The sequence below is a fragment of the Tissierella sp. genome (assembly GCF_032104385.1).
In the GTDB taxonomy this organism is placed as follows: Bacteria; Bacillota; Clostridia; order Tissierellales; family Tissierellaceae; genus Tissierella.
On record NZ_DAMCHJ010000001.1, the window covers coordinates 236,459 to 255,183 of the forward strand.

Annotated in this window: 19 protein-coding genes; 2 read left to right on the forward strand and 17 right to left on the reverse strand. The window is 32.5% G+C overall.

Going from position 1 to position 18,725, the window contains the following annotated elements; genetic code table 11:
- From mtnA to RT714_RS01115, 11 genes are all read right to left on the reverse strand, one after another.
- Positions 1-918: S-methyl-5-thioribose-1-phosphate isomerase (gene mtnA, locus RT714_RS01065; RefSeq protein WP_313755767.1), on the reverse strand; the 918-nt coding region annotated here is incomplete at its 3' end.
- Positions 919-941: 23 nt separating this feature from the next.
- Entirely contained in the window at positions 942-1,757 is an 816-nt protein-coding gene (locus tag RT714_RS01070; RefSeq protein ID WP_313755768.1) for a purine-nucleoside phosphorylase, read from the reverse strand.
- A gap of 27 nt (positions 1,758-1,784) precedes the next feature.
- Complete coding sequence (locus tag RT714_RS01075) at positions 1,785-2,549, reverse strand: SDR family oxidoreductase (RefSeq protein ID WP_313755769.1); 765 nt, start codon at positions 2,547-2,549, stop codon at positions 1,785-1,787.
- A gap of 4 nt (positions 2,550-2,553) precedes the next feature.
- Positions 2,554-3,624 carry a Gfo/Idh/MocA family oxidoreductase gene (locus RT714_RS01080; RefSeq protein ID WP_313755770.1) on the reverse strand — a complete coding sequence of 357 codons (1,071 nt, stop codon included), beginning with the start codon at positions 3,622-3,624 and terminating at the stop codon, positions 2,554-2,556.
- 41 nt (positions 3,625-3,665) lie between these two features.
- The gene (locus tag RT714_RS01085; protein WP_313755771.1) at positions 3,666-4,583 is read right to left on the reverse strand and encodes an ABC transporter permease; all 918 of its coding nucleotides are present in this window, start codon (positions 4,581-4,583) and stop codon (positions 3,666-3,668) included.
- A gap of 2 nt (positions 4,584-4,585) precedes the next feature.
- The gene (locus RT714_RS01090; protein WP_313755772.1) at positions 4,586-5,635 is read right to left on the reverse strand and encodes an ABC transporter permease; all 1,050 of its coding nucleotides are present in this window, start codon (positions 5,633-5,635) and stop codon (positions 4,586-4,588) included.
- The gene (locus RT714_RS01095) at positions 5,625-7,142 is read right to left on the reverse strand and encodes an ABC transporter ATP-binding protein (RefSeq protein ID WP_313755773.1); all 1,518 of its coding nucleotides are present in this window, start codon (positions 7,140-7,142) and stop codon (positions 5,625-5,627) included. The genes RT714_RS01090 and RT714_RS01095 overlap by 11 nt, the downstream gene beginning before the upstream one ends.
- A 69-nt stretch (positions 7,143-7,211) precedes the next feature.
- The gene (locus RT714_RS01100; protein ID WP_313755774.1) at positions 7,212-8,288 is read right to left on the reverse strand and encodes a BMP family ABC transporter substrate-binding protein; all 1,077 of its coding nucleotides are present in this window, start codon (positions 8,286-8,288) and stop codon (positions 7,212-7,214) included.
- 126 nt (positions 8,289-8,414) lie between these two features.
- Positions 8,415-8,906, reverse strand: a complete 492-nt coding sequence (locus RT714_RS01105; RefSeq protein ID WP_313755775.1) for a cupin domain-containing protein — start codon at positions 8,904-8,906, stop codon at positions 8,415-8,417.
- A 29-nt stretch (positions 8,907-8,935) separates the two neighbouring features.
- A complete protein-coding gene (locus tag RT714_RS01110) occupies positions 8,936-9,706 on the reverse strand; it encodes a DeoR/GlpR family DNA-binding transcription regulator (RefSeq protein WP_313755776.1) in 771 nt (256 codons plus the stop codon).
- A 412-nt stretch (positions 9,707-10,118) separates the two neighbouring features.
- Positions 10,119-11,000, reverse strand: coding sequence for a diguanylate cyclase (locus tag RT714_RS01115; RefSeq protein WP_313755777.1), 882 nt, complete (start codon positions 10,998-11,000; stop codon positions 10,119-10,121).
- A gap of 105 nt (positions 11,001-11,105) precedes the next feature.
- On the opposite strand from RT714_RS01115, the gene RT714_RS01120 reads away from it, so the two are divergent.
- Positions 11,106-11,348, forward strand: a complete 243-nt coding sequence (locus tag RT714_RS01120; RefSeq protein WP_313755778.1) for a helix-turn-helix transcriptional regulator — start codon at positions 11,106-11,108, stop codon at positions 11,346-11,348.
- A 198-nt stretch (positions 11,349-11,546) separates the two neighbouring features.
- Here the strand turns inward: RT714_RS01120 and RT714_RS01125 are convergent, their stop codons facing one another.
- The 6 genes from RT714_RS01125 to RT714_RS01150 form a co-directional block, all read right to left on the reverse strand.
- Positions 11,547-13,169, reverse strand: coding sequence for an ABC transporter substrate-binding protein (locus RT714_RS01125; RefSeq protein ID WP_313755779.1), 1,623 nt, complete (start codon positions 13,167-13,169; stop codon positions 11,547-11,549).
- A gap of 119 nt (positions 13,170-13,288) precedes the next feature.
- The gene (locus tag RT714_RS01130; protein ID WP_313755780.1) at positions 13,289-14,293 is read right to left on the reverse strand and encodes an ABC transporter ATP-binding protein; all 1,005 of its coding nucleotides are present in this window, start codon (positions 14,291-14,293) and stop codon (positions 13,289-13,291) included.
- Entirely contained in the window at positions 14,293-15,264 is a 972-nt protein-coding gene (locus RT714_RS01135; RefSeq protein WP_313755781.1) for an ABC transporter ATP-binding protein, read from the reverse strand. Before RT714_RS01135 ends, RT714_RS01130 begins: the two co-directional genes overlap by 1 nt.
- A 12-nt stretch (positions 15,265-15,276) precedes the next feature.
- Positions 15,277-16,125: an ABC transporter permease gene (locus tag RT714_RS01140; protein WP_313755782.1), complete on the reverse strand. Its 849-nt coding sequence runs from the start codon at positions 16,123-16,125 to the stop codon at positions 15,277-15,279.
- Positions 16,125-17,066 carry an ABC transporter permease gene (locus RT714_RS01145; RefSeq protein ID WP_313755783.1) on the reverse strand — a complete coding sequence of 314 codons (942 nt, stop codon included), beginning with the start codon at positions 17,064-17,066 and terminating at the stop codon, positions 16,125-16,127. The genes RT714_RS01140 and RT714_RS01145 overlap by 1 nt, the downstream gene beginning before the upstream one ends.
- 160 nt (positions 17,067-17,226) lie before the next feature.
- Positions 17,227-17,871: a hemolysin III family protein gene (locus tag RT714_RS01150; RefSeq protein ID WP_313755784.1), complete on the reverse strand. Its 645-nt coding sequence runs from the start codon at positions 17,869-17,871 to the stop codon at positions 17,227-17,229.
- A gap of 209 nt (positions 17,872-18,080) precedes the next feature.
- Between RT714_RS01150 and RT714_RS01155 the strand changes: the two genes are divergently transcribed.
- Complete coding sequence (locus RT714_RS01155) at positions 18,081-18,674, forward strand: DUF1836 domain-containing protein (protein ID WP_313755785.1); 594 nt, start codon at positions 18,081-18,083, stop codon at positions 18,672-18,674.
- Positions 18,675-18,725 lie beyond the last annotated feature (51 nt).

The window sequence follows — 18,725 nt, forward strand, 5'->3', positions numbered from 1 at the left end:
AATACCTGAAGGTGCTGTTTGTTTCCCAAATCCATTTATGATTTCCTCCGCTCCCCTTTCTTCTATTGGGATTTCCTCTTTAGTTGCTGCATCTAAATCAATGGTTGATAAGGGTCCTGCAATATAAAATGGAATATTGTGAGCCTTAGCTAATAATGCTACTCCATATGTTCCAATTTTGTTTGCAGTATCTCCATTGGCTGCCACTCTATCACATCCAACTATGACAAGGTCTATCTTACCCTCTCCCATTACCATAGCCGCCATATTATCAGTTATAAGAGTTACATCTACACCTGCTTCTTGTAGTTCAAAAGCAGTTAACCTTGATCCCTGTAACAATGGTCTAGTTTCATCGGCAAATACTTTTATATTCATGCCTCTTTCTTTAGCAATATATATTGGTGCTAAAGCTGTGCCATATTTAGCAGTTGCTAATCTACCTGCATTACAGTGAGTAAGAACTGTCATTCCGTCCTTTAACACTTCAAGTCCATTTTCACCTATTTTTCTACAGGTTTCTTCATCTTCTCTGTGAATTAATATTGCTTCCTTTTCTAAAGCAGATTTAATTTCACTTATTGATAACTCCTTATTATCTAAAGCTACTTTGTTCATTCTTTCTAATGCCCAAAATAAATTTACGGCAGTAGGTCTAGAACTAGCTAAATAATCTGAAATCTTTTTAAACTCCTTATAAAAATTTTCAAAATCATTTTCATCTATATCTTTAACTCCTACTACTACTCCATAGGCTGCAGCAATACCAATGGCAGGAGCTCCTCTAACCTTTAATTCTTTTATAGCATCCCAACATTCTTTTACATTATCAATTTCAATTACCACTAATTCTGTAGGTAATTTTGTTTGATCAATAATGTATATACTTCCCTTTTCATATCTTATTGTATCTATCAAATTTAGTCCCCCTATGTTTGAATTTATATTAAACTTAGTATGTTTTCCAGTAGGTTTCTAAACCTTTCGCCAGCCTTTGTGGCTGTTTCAAATACTTCTTCAACTGATAACGGAATATCTAATATACCTGTTCCCAAATTTGTTATACATGAAATTGCTAGTACTTTTAAACCACCATGATTAGCAACTATTACTTCTGGAACTGTAGACATTCCTACTGCACTTCCTCCAAAGGAATGGAATAGTTTGATTTCAGCTGCTGTTTCAAAACTTGGTCCAGTATAGCCTACATAAACTCCTTGTCTTAAATCCATCCCAATATTATTCGCTGCTTTATGGGCTATTTGAATTAATTCAGGGTCATAAGGTTTGCTCATATCTACAAACCTTGGTCCAAAATCATCTTGGTTTTTTCCTATTAAAGGATTGTATCCCATGAAATTAATATGATTATCTATGACCATTAAATCTCCAGGAGAGAAGTTTGGGTCAAGACCTCCAGATGCATTTGTGATTATTATCTTTTCTATGCCAATTTTTTGCATAACTCTAATTGGATAAGTTACTTCTTCCATAGAGTAGCCTTCATAGAAATGAAATCTTCCTTGCATACAGAATACTGTTTTTCCCATAGATTCAGCAATAACTAATCTGCCCTTATGTCCTGGTGCAGTTGATACAGGAAAATTGGGTATGTCTTCATAGGGTATAATTACTTGATTTTCTAGCCTGTCAACAAACTCACCTAATCCAGTACCTAAAATAATACCTATCTTTGGTTTTAATTCTGTAATACTTTCAATATACTTAACGGATTCATTTACCTTTTGTAAAAGCATATGCTACCTCCTATAAATGTATTTTAATTAACAGCGAACTACTCCCCCATCTATGTTAATTGCTTCTCCATTTATATTTTTCCCTTCATCTGAAGCCAAGAAAACTACCATAGCTGCAATATCTTCTGGCGTTTGAAATCTCTTTAATGGTATTCCACTTTCCATCATTTTACGTGTTTCCTCAAGACTCATTCCTGTTTTAGCAGAGATGCTTTCAATGACTCCTTTAATCATATCAGTTTCTACTGATCCAGGGCATATGGCATTAACCCTTATACCTTCTCCACCAAGCTCTACTGCTAAGGAGCGTGTTAATCCAATTACAGCTGATTTAGAAGCACAATAGGCACTAGATCCTGGGAAGGCATTTCTCCCCGCTATGGAAGAAATATTAACAATACTTCCTTCAATGTTTTTTGACAGCATATTTCTAACAACAGCTCTTGTACATAAGAATGTACCACGAGTATTTACAGCAAAGATTCTCTCCCAAATATCCAGTGAAGTATCCTTTAAATCTGATTCAGTTGAAATTCCTGCATTATTTACTAATATGGAAATACCTTCTGTTTGTTCATTAACTCGTTCTACCGCCTTATTCACAGCTTCCTCGTCAGAAACATCAAAGGCTAATCTTATAATTTTATCTTCATATATTCCAGCATCCCAAGTAGGTTCTTTTATATCGCAAGCTGCCACTATTGCTCCTTCTGATAAAAATCTTTTTGCAATAACCTTTCCCGAACCATTAGCTGCACCAGTAACTAAAACTACTTTTCCATCCATTTTCATCTCATCACACCCTTATCCAAATAGAATTATTATTTGCACTTTCGTAAATTGCATTGCATACATTAGAATTAATATATCCGTCTCTAAATGTTGGATATTTAGGACATTCACTAATTGAACCTAAATTAATATCTTTATAAACTTCAGTAAAGAAATTTTTAAATGTACTTGGAAAACCGCCGCCAAATGCATTGGTTTCCATATTTACCCCTGTAAACTTTCCTGCCTTATTTATCGTATATGGCTTTTCAGTATTCCACCAAATACTTTTATTTGTCCCACTGATTTCTATTGATAGTTTATTGTTCCTTCCATGAGATATTTCAGAAAGAAGCATATTACCAACTGCACCATTGGAAAATCGCAAGGAAACAATAGCACAATCATCACTATTTACCTGAATCTTTTGAGAACCTATTTCTTCGTTTTCATACATTATATTATCTTTTAAATATCTAGTTGGATTAAATTTACCATAGTTAGAACTTACTTCAATTATCTCCAAACCCGTTAAATAACGAGCCAAATCTATCCAATGGGAACCAATTTCTGATGTAGCTCTCATAGGTCCAGCTAAGTCCTCCTTGTAACGCCAAGAATAGTCAGCTGGTAAAGCATGAAACTCTTGAAGATAGCTGCCGTGAATTAAATTAATATTTCCTAATTCATTTGATGCAATATATGCTTTAATCTTAGTACAAGCATCATGAAATCTAACATTAAAATTAACTGCATTTACAAGTCCTTTTTCATTAGCAAGTTCCATCAGTTCCTTAGCCTCATTAGGGTCTAAGCATAGAGGTTTCTCACATACTACATGTTTACCACTATTTAATGCATCCTTTACCATTTCATAATGTAATGTAGGTGGAGTACATATGTGCACTACGTCTATATCTGATGCTAGAGCATCCTCAAAATTAATACTAAATTTAGGAATCCCCCATTTTTTTGCAAAGCTTTCTGTTCTTGAGATATTAGTACCTATAGCAACTACTACTTCATGTCCTAGATTTGTTAATTCCTCAACATGAACCCCTGCTATAAATCCAGCTCCAACAATTGCAACTCTCATATTAATTCCTCCTCACTAGTCTAATTTATTATACTTTTCAATTATTGCTGCTCCTTATAGGGTTTTCCTGAGGCAGCAGGTGGTTGAACGGATTTTTTTACAAAACTGCTTAATACTAGAATTGTTAAAATATAAGGTATCATTTGAATAAATTGAGTATATCTTACAGAGGTTTGTAAACGCATTTGCATAGCATCAGCAAATCCAAATAATAATGCTCCTCCAAAAGCACCTACTGGACTCCACTTGCCAAAAACACACGCCGCCAAGGCCATATATCCTCTACCACTAGTCATATCCTGAGAGAAAAAGGATAATTGACCAATTGATAGATATGCTCCACCCATTCCTATAAGTGAAGCTCCTAGTATTGTTGCTAAATATCTATACTTTGAAACACTTAAGCCTAAGCTGGATAAAACCTCTGGATGTTCTCCTGCAGTCATTAGACGAAGTCCAAAACTTGTCTTTTTTATTAAATACCATACTATAACCAATGTAGGAAAAAGCAAATAAACCAATGGGTTTTGTTTGCCAAAAACATCTCCAATTATAGGAATATTTTTAATAAATGGAATAGACCAAGGATTTAAGTTTTTAACTACATCACTTTTTCCATCCATATTCCATATTATCTTTAATAGCATGGCAGTAAATCCACTTACTAAAATATTAACACCTACACCACTTACAGTATGATTAGCCTGATGCTCAATACAAAGATAACTTCTTATTAAAGCCACTATTACAGAAAATAATATGGCGAATATAATACCCATCCAAGGATTATTAAATAACCAACTACCTATTACTGCACCAAAAGCACCTGATAACATAATGCCTTCTGTAGCTAAAGCATTGATTCCTGAAAGTTCCATGGTTACAGCCCCTAAAGTGGCAAAGGCTATAGGTGTAGTCAATCTTAAAGTTGCACTTAAAATAGAAATTAAGTATTCCATAGCTATCTCTCCTTTTGCCCCATCTTTTTACTTAATAGGTTTTTAAAGTTTGGAATAAGCATTGGTGCAGAAATTAACAGGATTATAATACCTTGTAATACTGTTATAAATTTAACTGATAAATTGGTACCAAAATTTAGCATAATTCCTCCTGCTTTAAGTCCACCAAAAATAATTGAACTAAATATAACACTAATAGGAGATGTCCCTAGTACAGCCACTGCAATACCTTCAAATCCATATCCTGAGGAGAAACCTTGAATCAGTCTATAATAGGAACCTAAAACTTCCATTGTCCCTGCCAAACCAGCACATACACCAGAAATCAACATAGTAGTTATCATTATCTTATTTACATGAATACCACTGGAAGAAGCTGCTAAAGGATTTGAGCCTACCATGGTAATCTTATAACCTAATACAGTTTTCTTTAATAAGTAATTTAACCCAATAGCCAATGCAATACCTAAAAATATGGCTATAGTTACTTTACTTTTTGCAAATAAACGTGACAATTGAGTTGTCTGCTGTATTATAGCAGTCTGCGCAACGGAACTATTTTCTTCTCTTATTGGATAATTAAGTAAATAATCCAATAGTAAAATTGCAATGTAGTTCATCATTAGTGCAGTAACAACTTCATGAGCACCTTTTTTGATTTTTAACCATATAGGTAAAAATGCCCATATCATGCCTCCGATCATGCCTGATACTATAGAAATAATTATATGTAAGGGAGCAGGTAATCCTTTTATATATATTGCTACTAGAGAACTAAATAAGGCACCCATATAGAGCTGCCCTTCTACTCCAAGATTTAAAATTCCGCCCTTTAATCCGAAAAATACCGATAAACCACAAAATAAAAGAGGAGTAGACTGCAGCAACGTTTGTAATATACCCTTACGTGAACCAAAGGCTCCTTTTATAAGCATCCCATATATTTCTATTGGCGAGTTGCCACTAGCTAATATAATAATACTGCCGATGATAAAAGCCAGTAATAGGGAATATAGCGGTGCTAAGTTTATCTTTTTCAAATTATCTTTCATCATTTTTACCTCCCCCCATTAATCTTCCTAATTCCATTAATGAAAATTCTTCTGCAGGTTTTATTTCTACAATTTTACCATCATATAATACAGCTATTCTATCACTTAATTCCAGTAATTCATCTAAATCAGAAGATATTAACAGTATCCCAGCACCATTTTCTTTTAGGCGATTTAATTCTTTATGAATAAAGGATGTAGCCATGATATCCACACCCCTAGTAGGATGAGCAGCAATCATTAATTTTGGATTTCTCATTGTTTCCCTACCCACTACAAATTTTTGCTGATTTCCACCGGAAAATTCATGGAGATTTCTATTGATATCCCTTGGTCTTACATCATAGGTTTCTAATGCATCTGACGATATTTTGCTAACCTTTTTCCAGTTAATAAAAAATTTATTATACACGAACTTCTCATTATCTTGAAAACCCATGAGAAAGTTATATGGAACTGGCAAATCTGGTGCTATGCTATAGGCTTGTCTATCTGCATGGACACAAGAAATGCCAGATTCTATTAATTCATTTGTTTCTTTACCTTTAATAGAATTACCTTCTAATGAAATATCTCCTGTCCAGTCATTTTGCAAACCAAATAAGACATTTATTATTTCTCCTTGCCCATTACCTTCTACTCCTGCAATGCCTAATATTTCCCTCTTCTTAATATCAAATGTAATTCCTTTTAAAATCTCTACTTTCTGAAAGTCTTTAAATCTTACATCTTCAAATTTTAATAATGTTTCATTGGATTCAAACTTTTTCTTTTCACTCTTAGATATTTTATGTCCTACCATCAGCTCACTTAGTTCATCTATATTAGTTTCTTCTACTAGCCTTTCACCAATCATTTTCCCTTGGCGTAGTACATAAATTCTATCTGATATAGCCATGGTTTCTTTCAACTTATGGGTAATGATAATAATCGTCTTTCCACTTTTGCGAAGATTATCTATTACCTTAAATAAATCTTCAACTTCTTGAGGAGTTAATACTGCAGTTGGTTCATCTAAAATTAAAATATCTGCCCCTTGATATAGGGCCTTTATTATTTCTACTCTTTGTCTTTCCCCTATGGAAATATCCTTAATTAATTTATCTAAAGGCACCTTTAATCCAAAATCCGTTGAAAGCTTTTCTACAATTTTTCTTCCCTCTTTTCGATTGAAATGAAGATATTTTCCTGGTTCCTTTCCTATCATGACATTATCCACAACAGACATAGTATCAACTAATAGAAAATGCTGATGCACCATTTGAATACCCATAGAAATAGATACTCTTGGACTATTAATATTCATTGGTTTGCCTCTATAAAGAATTTCTCCTTCATCGCTTTTATACATTCCATATAAGATTTTCATAAGAGTAGTTTTTCCAGCACCATTTTCACCTAATAAACAGAGAACTTCTCCTTCTTTACAGTAAAAGTCTACTGAGTCCAAGGCTACATTGCTTCCAAATACCTTTCTAATTCCTTTCATCTCAACAAATTTATCCAAAGAAGTCTACCTCTCTTTCTATAGGTTCAGGGAGGGACTTCCCCTCCCATAAACTCTCTTTAATAAAAGTTATTCTTCAAATGAACCTACTGCATTAATATATGCATCTACTTCCGATGGTTCAGATGGAATTTCAACCTTAGCTTCAATTAAAAACTCTTTTATCTTTTCTAGTTTTTCAAGTATTTCATCAGGAGTATTTAAATTAGAATCAATCATTGTTAATTGTGAAGTCATAGGGTTATCCTTCATAGCAACTGAAAAATCTCCACCTTTATATATTCCATTTAAAGCATCCTTTGCAGTATTATATACCATATCTCCTAAACCTCTTATACCAGATGCTAATATATTATCTGGATATAAACTATTTTGATTTCCATCATAACCTAATGCATAAAGACCAACCTTTTCTGATGCTTCTAAAGCACCTAATCCAGACCCACCTGCTGCTTGGAAAATAATATCTGCACCTTGGCTGTATAAACTTTGAGCAAGTTCAGAACCTTTACCAGGGTCATTCCATGCCCCAACATAAGTAACTAAAACCTTAATATCAGGGTTTACATATCTAGCACCTGCTTCATATCCTGCTACCAAACTTCTTATTATAGGTATATCCATTCCTCCAACTATACCAATAGTATTTTTCCCTTGGGCATTTGGCAAATTTCCTTCCTTTTCCATAAGTCCTGCATAAGCACCTACTAAAAATGCAGTATCAGTTTGGCTTAATATGACTGACTTAATAGTATCTGTACTAGCAAATCCGTCTATTATAAGCATTGGTTGTTCTGGATAATCTAGACTTACAGCATTTACGGAGTCTACTGAATCTCCACCCATTGCAACAATTAATGCGTATTCTTCAGTATCAGCAAAGTTTCTAATAATACCTTCTAAATCGGAAATTGCTTTTGGTTCTGCAACATCACAAATAATACCTTCTTCTTTTAATTTTAATATCCCTTCATATCCAAGATCATTAAATGATTTATCTCCTAATCCACCTGTCCCCGTTACAAATGCAATTTTCTTAGGAGAATCACTCTTATCTACACTTTCAGTTTTATTGTTTTGACACCCACCTAGAACTAAGCTTACTATTAATATCATGCTTAAAAATAAAATTAAATTACGTTTCATCTTTCAAACCTCCGTTATTTGTCTTTATTTTAAATTAGGGATTTTTTCGAAAAACTAGGACATTTTAAATCTCACCTCCAGCAGATGAATATATGTATTAAAACCACTTTAGGGTCATACTGCCTTCTAATAATATTTTGTTTCCCCTACTAATTTCATAATCAAATCCTCTTTTTCTGGATATTTTTCTATTAATTCCTTTGGATTATCAGCATGTTCATAGTCACTTTCCTCAAAACCTGGACTCATAGTTGTGCCCATCAATGCATATTCTCCACCATCTATAAGGCGAGAACCTTGCCAAATACCTGCCTTTACTACATATTGTACTTTTTGTCCATTTAAAATATCCCCTCCAAGCACTACTCGATTAGAACTTCCATCTGGTAACAATTCCAACAATTCCACAGGATCTCCCGAATAGAAGTGATAAACTTCATCTGTAGGTAAACGATGAAGATGTGAATATGCTCCACCAGTCAGCATAAAGAATATAGCTGAACCCATATCTTTGCCATCAGCTTTCCCTGGAGAGCGATAAGTAGATTTAAAAAGACCACCTTCCCTTTCCAATGGTTCCAATTCTAACAATTTAATAATTTCATTAACCTTTGACATCAAACTCCTCCTTACTATTCATAAACTAATTAAACACAAATATGTGTTTGAATATTCTTTTCTTTAAAAAAGTTAAAATAATTTATTATATCTTTACGGTTAGATTCATTAGTTATAATATGACTTAATTTTTCCAATGGAATTACATTATAGTAAGATCTAGTTCCAAATTTTGATGTATCCATTAGAAGAAAGGATTCATCAGCTGAAAGAACCATACTCTTTTTAGTTTTTCCTTCATTTACACTTGAGTCTGTTAGACCATTTTCTATATTTAGTGATGTTGATGAAAAGAATGCTTTATTGGTATTGTAATTTTCCATCATATTTAATGTGTCATATCCAAAAACATAAAGTGAAGATTTTCTCAGCTTACCTCCTAATAATATAACTTCCACAGATTCACTTTTAGCAAAGCCCATAGCTATACTAATATTATTTGTAATAACAGTAATTTTTTTATCTTGCAGATATTCCACCATATGGTAAACTGTAGAGCTGGCATCCATGGCAATTACATCACCATCTTGAACTAATCCAGCAGCATATCTTCCTATAGCTTTCTTTTCACTATGATTATTCAAAAGTCTACTATTCAACGGTGCTTCAAATCTATTGGTGGGTATTCTTCTTGCACCTCCATGAACTCGCAATAAAAGCTTGTCCTCTTCCAACTTAGATAGGTCTCGCCTTATTGTCATTTCAGATACATTTAAGGTTTCTGTTAGATAAGCCACATCTACATATGGTGATTCCTTTAAAAAGTCAAGTATAAACTGGTGCCTTTCTGATTTCTTCATCCCTTCACCTTCTTTTCATAATATAATTTATTTTCAGTAAAGTTTGTTTCAAACATTTATTTTAGTATATCATTTAACTTTAGTGACGTCAATTGGAAAAGTGCTCAATTATTGCTGGATTACAAGTTGAATGTTTGTTTGAAGCTATCACAAACATATTGAAAAATGTTGGTTTCAATCATTACTTTTCTTTTATTTAATGAAATCTTTTGTTAATTACCACTCATTTAAACAAATAAAAAACCATAAGTAAAATATGTACTTATGGTTTTTTATCTTCCATATACAAATAAATATGTTCTACTATATTCTTTATACGTCCTACTAATTCTTCTCATATTTAAAGTTTCTAATATAAATAATAAACTTTCTTGCTTTAAGACAATCAATATAAATTTAATAAATATTTATCCTATACGTCTTTCAAGTATTTCATAATCAATCTGTCTAACCTTTGACTCAGTTCAAATATTTCCATCTTGTCCTTTTTAATAATTTGCTGATTGAGATCATTTCTTATTTTCTCAATCTGTTTCTTCAATTCTTTAAACTTATGAATTTCTTCTTGTTTTTCACCTTTCTTTAATTTTTTCTCTTTATATAAATCCTTATCTGCTATTCTTATAATATCTTCTATATCACAGGAATTGACATTTGAAGCTATTCCTGTACTAACTTGGATATCTATATTTTCTTCTACTGATTGTTTATAAATTTCTCTTCGAATTTTTTTAATGACTTTATCTGCTCTATCTTTATCTTGATTCAAAAGTAAAACTATAAATTCGTCTCCACCATATCGTATGCCAATATCATTCCTTTTTATACTCTTTTGAATAGCTTGTCCAACCACTTTAATAGCTTTATCTCCTTCTAGATGTCCATAACTATCATTAATCTTTTTTAGATTATCTATATCAATTAGTATTAAAAATAAATCTTTGAAACTAAGATAATTTTGAACTTCACCATTAATCTGTTCCCAATAACTCCTATTATATAAACCTGTAACATCATCTATTAACACTTTACTACAACTATAACATTTAGAGGAATTTGAACTAATTGTAATTATGTAATAAATTTGCCCATAAATATAAAACCTATCAATATATATAAAATAATCCCCCGAGGTATATGGGATAGTTGAATCTATAGATAAGTTTTCTAAAATATTAAGTTCTTTAATATAATTGTAAGCTCTCCCATTACCAATACTACTATAATGAATCTTATATTCCTGATTTATTATAATTTGAATTACCTTGTTAGTTTCAAAATTCCCTTTATACATTAGTAAAATCCTCCCAATTTATAACGCGTTCTTCTTTAGAACATATTATTGTACAACTTCGGATAAAATACAATTGTTCCAATAACGAACAGAAGGTGATTTATTATGAAATTAGTATTAGATTCCAAGGAACGTAATATCGCAGGCTTTAGAGTAAAAGCTGCAAGATTACAAAATAAAATGACTCAAAAAGAACTATCAGTAAAACTTGAGACATTGGCAATTTATATTGATAGGGCTAGTATTTCTAAGTTAGAACAGCAAAAAAGAATTATTACTGATATTGAATTAATAGGATTATCTCAAGTATTAAATGTGAGTGTTACTTGGCTTTTAGGGTTAGAATAATATTTGTTCTAATAAAGAACATTATATCACTTCCTATTATTATTGTAAATATATCAGTCTATTTTATTGTTCACGTTCTTTAATACTATAATGCCTATACTATAGCGTTTATCTTATCCTAAATTTACTGATAAGTTAAGAAGAAAAACTAGCAATTAAAGGAGTAATCTCATATGAGATTACTCCTTTAAAATATATTTACCTTATATCATTATAATAGATACCACCTGTTTCTGTTACTATAAGACCTTCAATATCATTGCGATAAGCACAATATTCTATATCAGAATATAGAGGAACCATTGAGCAATCTTCAAAAATTTTCATTTGAATATCACCAATTAACTGAGTACGATTATTTGAGTCTGGTTCATTAACACATTTATTTACCATGTCCTTATAAGCCTTGAAATCTTCCTCAGTTTTACTATTAGGATCATAATAGCAATAGTTTAATATGAGAATTGGTTCTCCCCATTGAAGAGTTTCTATACCTGCATCATAATCATCAGCACTTATTTTTTCATAGATATAGTTCCAGTCAATAGTCTCAATATTCATATCAATACCAATCTCTTTAAGTTGAAGCTGCATTTCTTGAGCAACAGTTACACTTGTTCCTGAAGAACGAGCAAGGAAATTGAAGCTAAGCTTTTCACCATCTTTATAAAGAAATCCATCACTATTCAATTTATATCCTACTTCAGCTAAAAGCGCCTTTGCTCCATCTATATCATTAGAAAGATTTTCTTTGAAATACTCTTCAGCTTTTTGATTATAATTCTGCATTGCAGATGTAATCATAGCATATTCAGGCTTAAAAGAACCTTGACACATAGCTTCCATAGAATCACGATCAAGAGCCTTCATAATGGCTTTACGAACTCGAATATCATTAAGATGTTTACTATCTTTATTTAGCTCAAAGTATTCAATATTTGGAAATGTATCATTTAATATTGTTACACCTTCAACTTGGGAAAGTTCCGCATATTGTTCCATATTAATTCCAGTTAATATATCAATATCTCCTTCTCTTATGGCAGTATTAAGAGTAAAGGCTTCTACATCAGCCATTTTAACAGTAATTGACTCTAGCCTAGATGGACCTTTATTCTCCACTAATGGGTTACAAGTCATATAGTACGGATTTGGCTTAAGTATAACATGTGAACCTGGAACAAATTCATCTACATAAAACTGTCCATAAGGTAAAGCTCCCCAAAGAAGCTCATCACGAGACATGGTTTCTAGCTGTTTTTTGCTAATAATCCCCATAAATGGTTGTGTTAAAAAATATTCTAAATCTGAACGATATTCACTAAGATAACAAATAACATCACGCCCATCTACTTCCATAGACTTAATATTGCTATAACCATAGCCCCAGTCCGAATCAGGTTCACCATCACCATCACTGTCCTCAAGACCATATTCTATGGATGCAATAAAATCTTCAGGACCCAAAGGGGTACCATCAGCAAATTTCATACCTTCTGGAAATGTCAGACGAAAACTCATTCCATCTTCACTTACCTTATAATCAGAACATATATTAGGAAGTAAATTAGATGGATCTTGTGGATCTTGAATTAAAAATGTATCGGAAATCAAATTTTGGGAAGTATACCAACTAGAGCAGCGAAATAAATCTGTTCCCATCCACTCACTGTCATGCAATACCAATGTCTTGCGACCACCATCCTGATTAGACGAAATATCATTGGACCCTCTACTAGAAACCGGTTCTTTTGAACAACCTGTAGCAATACTAAATACCATAATAATCGACATAAATAAACTCAAAAACTTCTTTTTCATTTTTTGTGCCTCCTTATATAATATTCTTAGATAAATGCATTAGCGTTCATATCATAAATGTATAATTATCTAGCATTAAACTAGAAAATTATATATGAACCAATTCCACCAAAATTAATTTAATAAATTAATTTTGGTAATTCCTTTTCATACATAAAGCATGATACTTGATGATTAGAAGTAATCTTGTAATTCCCAGGCAAAGTATTTTTGCAATGTTCAGTTACCTTACTACAACGTGAGCTAAATCGACAACCTTTTGGTAAATCTATAAGGCTACCCGGATCCCCTCCCATTAATTCTTTTTTCTGTCCCCTAAATTTAGGGTCAAGTATTGGTGAAGCCGCCATAAGTCCATTAGTATAAGGATGCTTAGAGTTACCAATTATCTCATCAGTAGGTCCAAATTCTACAAGCTTTCCTAAATACATAACTGCTATTCTATCACTTATATAACGTATAACATTAAGGTCATGGGTTATTACTAAATAAGTTAATCCCATATTTTCTTGCAAATCCAAAAGCAGATTGAGTATTTGCGCCTGAACAGAAATATCAAGGGCAGAAGTAGGCTCATCTAAAATCATTATTTTAGGTTGGAGGACTAAAGCTCGAGCAATTGCTATTCGTTGAAGTTGCCCTCCAGAAAGTTGATGAGGATAACTATTTAGGTATCTCCTATCCATTTTTACCATATCAAGAGCATCTTCTGCTTTCTTCATAGCTTCTGTCTTTCCTTTTCCATGAAGTATCATAGGTCGCATAATGGAACTCGCCACAGTTTGTCTAGGATTAAGATTTGATGCCGGATCTTGAAATACTACCGCTACCTCTGAACGAAGTTGTTTCTCTTCATCTTTAGTAGCGTGCATCATATCTATACCATTTATCATAACTGAGCCTTCTGTTGGTCTAGTCAAATTAAGTATTACTCGAGCAAGAGTCGTTTTTCCACTACCTGATTCTCCAACAAGACCGACTATTTCACCCCTATTAATAGTTAGAGTAATATCATCAACAGCTTTAACCATTTGTTTTTTTCTCCCTAAAAAGGTATTTGATACTGAAAAATACTTTTTTAGACCATTTATAACTATCGTAGGCTCATTTATAGTTTTTTCCATTAAATTACCTCCTCTCCAAAATGGCAGCGAAAGAAATGGTTTTTGCTGACATTTTTAGTCCTTGGTTCAATATTAAAACATAATTCCTTTGCATAAGGGCATCTATTGGCAAATCGACAACCGGGTTTTATATCTGTAAGTCTAGGCACTGTTCCATCTATGGTTTGAAGTCTTCCTTCAGCCTTAGTTTTTCTTGGTAATGCCTTCATTAAAAGTCTTGTATATGGATGCATAGGATTTTCAAATATCTCAAATACATCTCCTTGCTCTATCATTTCTCCAGCATACATAACACCTATCCTATCTGCAACTTCAGCAACTAATCCAAAGTTATGAGTTATGAGCATTATGGATGTGGAAAATTCTCTTTTAAGTTCCTTAATTATCTCAAGTATCTGTGCTTCTATTGTAACATCTAAAGCTGTTGTAGGCTCATCTGCTATTAAAAGCTCAGGATTCCTAGAAATCATCATAGCTATCATAACTCTTTGCCTCATTCCTCCTGACAGTTCATGAGGAAAACTATGAACTCGTTTCTCTGGATCTGGCATTTTTACATCTTTATATAGTCTTACCACCTGCTGCCAAACTTCTAGACGATTTTTATTATCCATGTATATCGCCTCCGCCACCTGTGCTCCTGTAGTATATACAGGATTAAGAGAATCTAATGGATTTTGAAATATCATACCAATATGTTTTCCACGAATTTTTTCCATCTGACTACTAGTCATATCATTTAAGTTTTCACCTTTAAAATATATATTTCCCCTTATAATTTCATTGTGATCGGGAAGAAGTCTCATTATGCTATGTGCAATTGTTGACTTTCCACAGCCTGATTCACCAACTATTGCAAATATTTCACCACGATTTATTGTTAGGTTCACATTTTTTACAGCAGAAAGATATCCTCCCTTAACTTTATATTCTACACTCAAATTATCAAGTCTTAGTAATTCTTCACTCATCATTTTACCTCCTTACTGAGATTTGAGCCTTGGGTCAAGCAAATCACGCAGTCCCTCCCCTAATAAATTAAATCCAAATACTGTATATACCAACGCAAGACCTGGAAAGATACTCATCCATTGTGCGCGACTAATGTATTTCATGCCTTGTGCAATAGCAAGACCCCAATCAGGAGAAGGTGGCTGAGAGCCAAGTCCTAAAAAACTTAAAGTTGTAGTAGACATTATAGTTCCTGGAAGATTCATAGATACTAAAACTATAAGGGATGGAACAACATTGGGTAATATATATCTAAACATTAAAGATATGGGTTTTTCACCAAAAGCTATACCTGTTTCTATAAATGCCATGTTTTTTAGGGCCATAGTCTTTGCACGTACTGTCCTTGCATAACTTGCCCAATTTACAAGAGATATAGCTATAATAGAATTTGTAAGCCCTTTTCCCAATACAGTCACAACTGCTAAGGCTAAAATAGTTCCAGGGATACACCAAGTAATATCTACTATAAACATCAGCACCTTATCAACTACCCCGCCAAAAAATCCACTTATAAGGCCTATGGTAACCCCTAGTGTAAGCTGAATAGCTGCTCCTAGAAATGCAACTTTTAGGGTTATACGTGTTCCATTAATTATACGACTAAACATATCTCGCCCAAAGTCATCGGTTCCAAACCAGTAGGTTCCATTAGGGGCTTGCAGTATAGCATCCTTATGTGCTTCATCAAAAGGAAAAGGAGAAACCTTTTCTGCAAAAATAGCTAATATAATAACACTAACAAGAATTATTATACCTATCATAAAGTTAACATTCTTCCAACATGAATGAAAGAATTCCTTAGCTGGACTGCTATTCATCAACGCTCACCTCCTGAAATGGAAACTCTTATCCTTGGATCTAACAGTCCTATTACAATATCACTAATTATATTAGACAATACAGTAAGTAATGAAATCACAAGTACACAACCTTGTACAACTGCATAATCCTGTTGAATTATAGAATTTATCATTAGACTTCCCATGCCTGGTATTGCAAAAATCCTTTCGGTGATAACTGCACCAGAAATAAGCCAAGGAATAGACATGAATACCAAAACAGTTACAAGTATCAAGGCATTACGAAGTACATGTTTTATCATTACTGTACGCTCTGAAAGACCTTTTGCATAAGCAGTAAGTACATATTTCTCACGAAAAACATCCAAAACTTCACTTTTAGTAAGTCTTATAGTGCCTGCTACACTTCCTATAACTCCACTAGCAATAGGAAGAATAAAATATTTTCCTGTTTCATATCCACTAAGAGGAAACCACTTTAGTTTTACGCCAAATACTATTATCAATAAAACTGAAATCCAAAAACCAGGAATAGCTGTTAGTAGAAGTGTTATATTTACTGTAAACCTATCAAAAAATGTATCCTTTTTATAGGCACAAAACAGTCCTAAAGGTACCGCTATTAATATTTCCATAAGAAGAGTCCAACCACATAGTTTAAGGCTAATGGGTATACGCATCTTCATCATTTCCCAAACGGGCTGTCTATTTCTAAGAGAAATACCAAAATCCATTTTTGTCACTATATTCTTTATCCATTTCCAATACTGTTCGGGTAAAGGTCTATCAAGCCCGAACTCCACCTTCAATGCTTGGCGTCTTTCTGGAGGAACTTTTCTATCAACTAATAGATCTATGGGATCCCCTGGCATAAGATGAAGCATGCTAAATACAAGTACTGTTACTACGAATACAAGAAATACTCCCGTAATTAATCTTCTAAGTATGTAATTGCTCAATATATCATCTCCCCACTATTCCTAAAGGCATAATATCCTTTATCTATTTTATTGTCATTTTGTTGCAACTTTCATGCCATTTTGAATTTGCGGACTATTTGTAGCTCCTAGAAGTTTAATTACAAAAAAGGGCGTAAATACGCCCCTTTTAAGTTCCCATTTATAAAACGTATTTATATATCATCCAGAAATGACAGGCACTTCCTGCCATTACAAATAAATGAAATAGTTCATGAAATCCAAACCATTTACAACTAGTCTGAGGCCATTTTTGTCCATAAATAATAGCGCCTACTGTGTAAAGTATTCCTCCACCTATTAACCAACTAATACCAGCCAAGGATAATGCTTTTTTAAGTGGAAAAAGTGCAATGGCTACAATCCATCCCATAATAATATAAATAGCTGTAGATATCCATCGTGGTATATCCATAGATATGGATTTTAAAATTATCCCTCCCATTGCAATAGTCCAAATCCCAATAAATAAACTCCAACCCCAAGGCCCATGTAAAGATATCAAACATATAGGTGTATATGTTCCAGCAATTAAAACATAAATCATCATATGATCTATTTTTCTATAAATTAGTTTGTCTCCATCTGAAAGTAGTAGCCAGTGATATACTGTGCTTGCCGTATATAGAGAAATAAGACTAATTCCATAAATAATAAAAGAAATCATATACCATAAATTATGTTTTTGTTTAGCATAATAAATCAATACTACCGATCCAATTATAGATAGGATAGCACCTATTAAATGAGACATTGCACTAAATGGGTCTTTGATTCTAGAATTCATAAAATCACTCCTCACGTTATCAGTATTGTTTTATATAGTTTTAAATACTATGTATAGTTATGTGTATATTATATATTTAACTCATTAACATTTCAATACCTTTTTTATATTTCATCATTGATATCTAGTATTTAGTACCATATAATTAAAGATAATCATAATTAATGAAAATAGCAGGATAGAGTTTTAAATTTGATGAGGTGATAATTTTGGAATTTGATAAAAAACAATTATTAGACTTAATCCATAAATCTTCTTGTTTTAAAACAATTAGTATTTCTGAGATTCCTGATATAGATTTATATATGGATCAAGTAACTAATTTTATGGAAGATAAGCTAAATGATTTCAAACGAACAAAAGATGATAAAATCTTAACTAAAACTATGATTAATAATTATGCAAAAAATAATATCATTCCTTCTCCTGTAAAGAAAAAATATTCTAAGGAACATATGATGCTATTGATTTTGACCTACCATATGAAGCAGATATTATCTATAGGAGATATCCATTCATTATTATCTCCAATTTCTGAAAAGGTAGATTTAAAAAACATTAATGGCACAGAAATTGAAGATTTATATGAGAACTTTTTAGAAATTCAGTCTAAGTCATATGATAATTTCTCTAATAAAATAATTAAAAAAATAGATGAATTCAAAGAACAAATTCATCTTAAGGAAGATTCAGAGTTTTCAATACTCTATTCAATAATCTTTTTTTTAATTATCCAGTCAACTATGGAAAAAAAATTAGCTGAAAATCTAATTGATACTTTTTTTGATGAAAAAATTAGATAATATAAACCCTAGAAGTATTTGCATAAAATACTTCCAGGGTTCTAACTAATT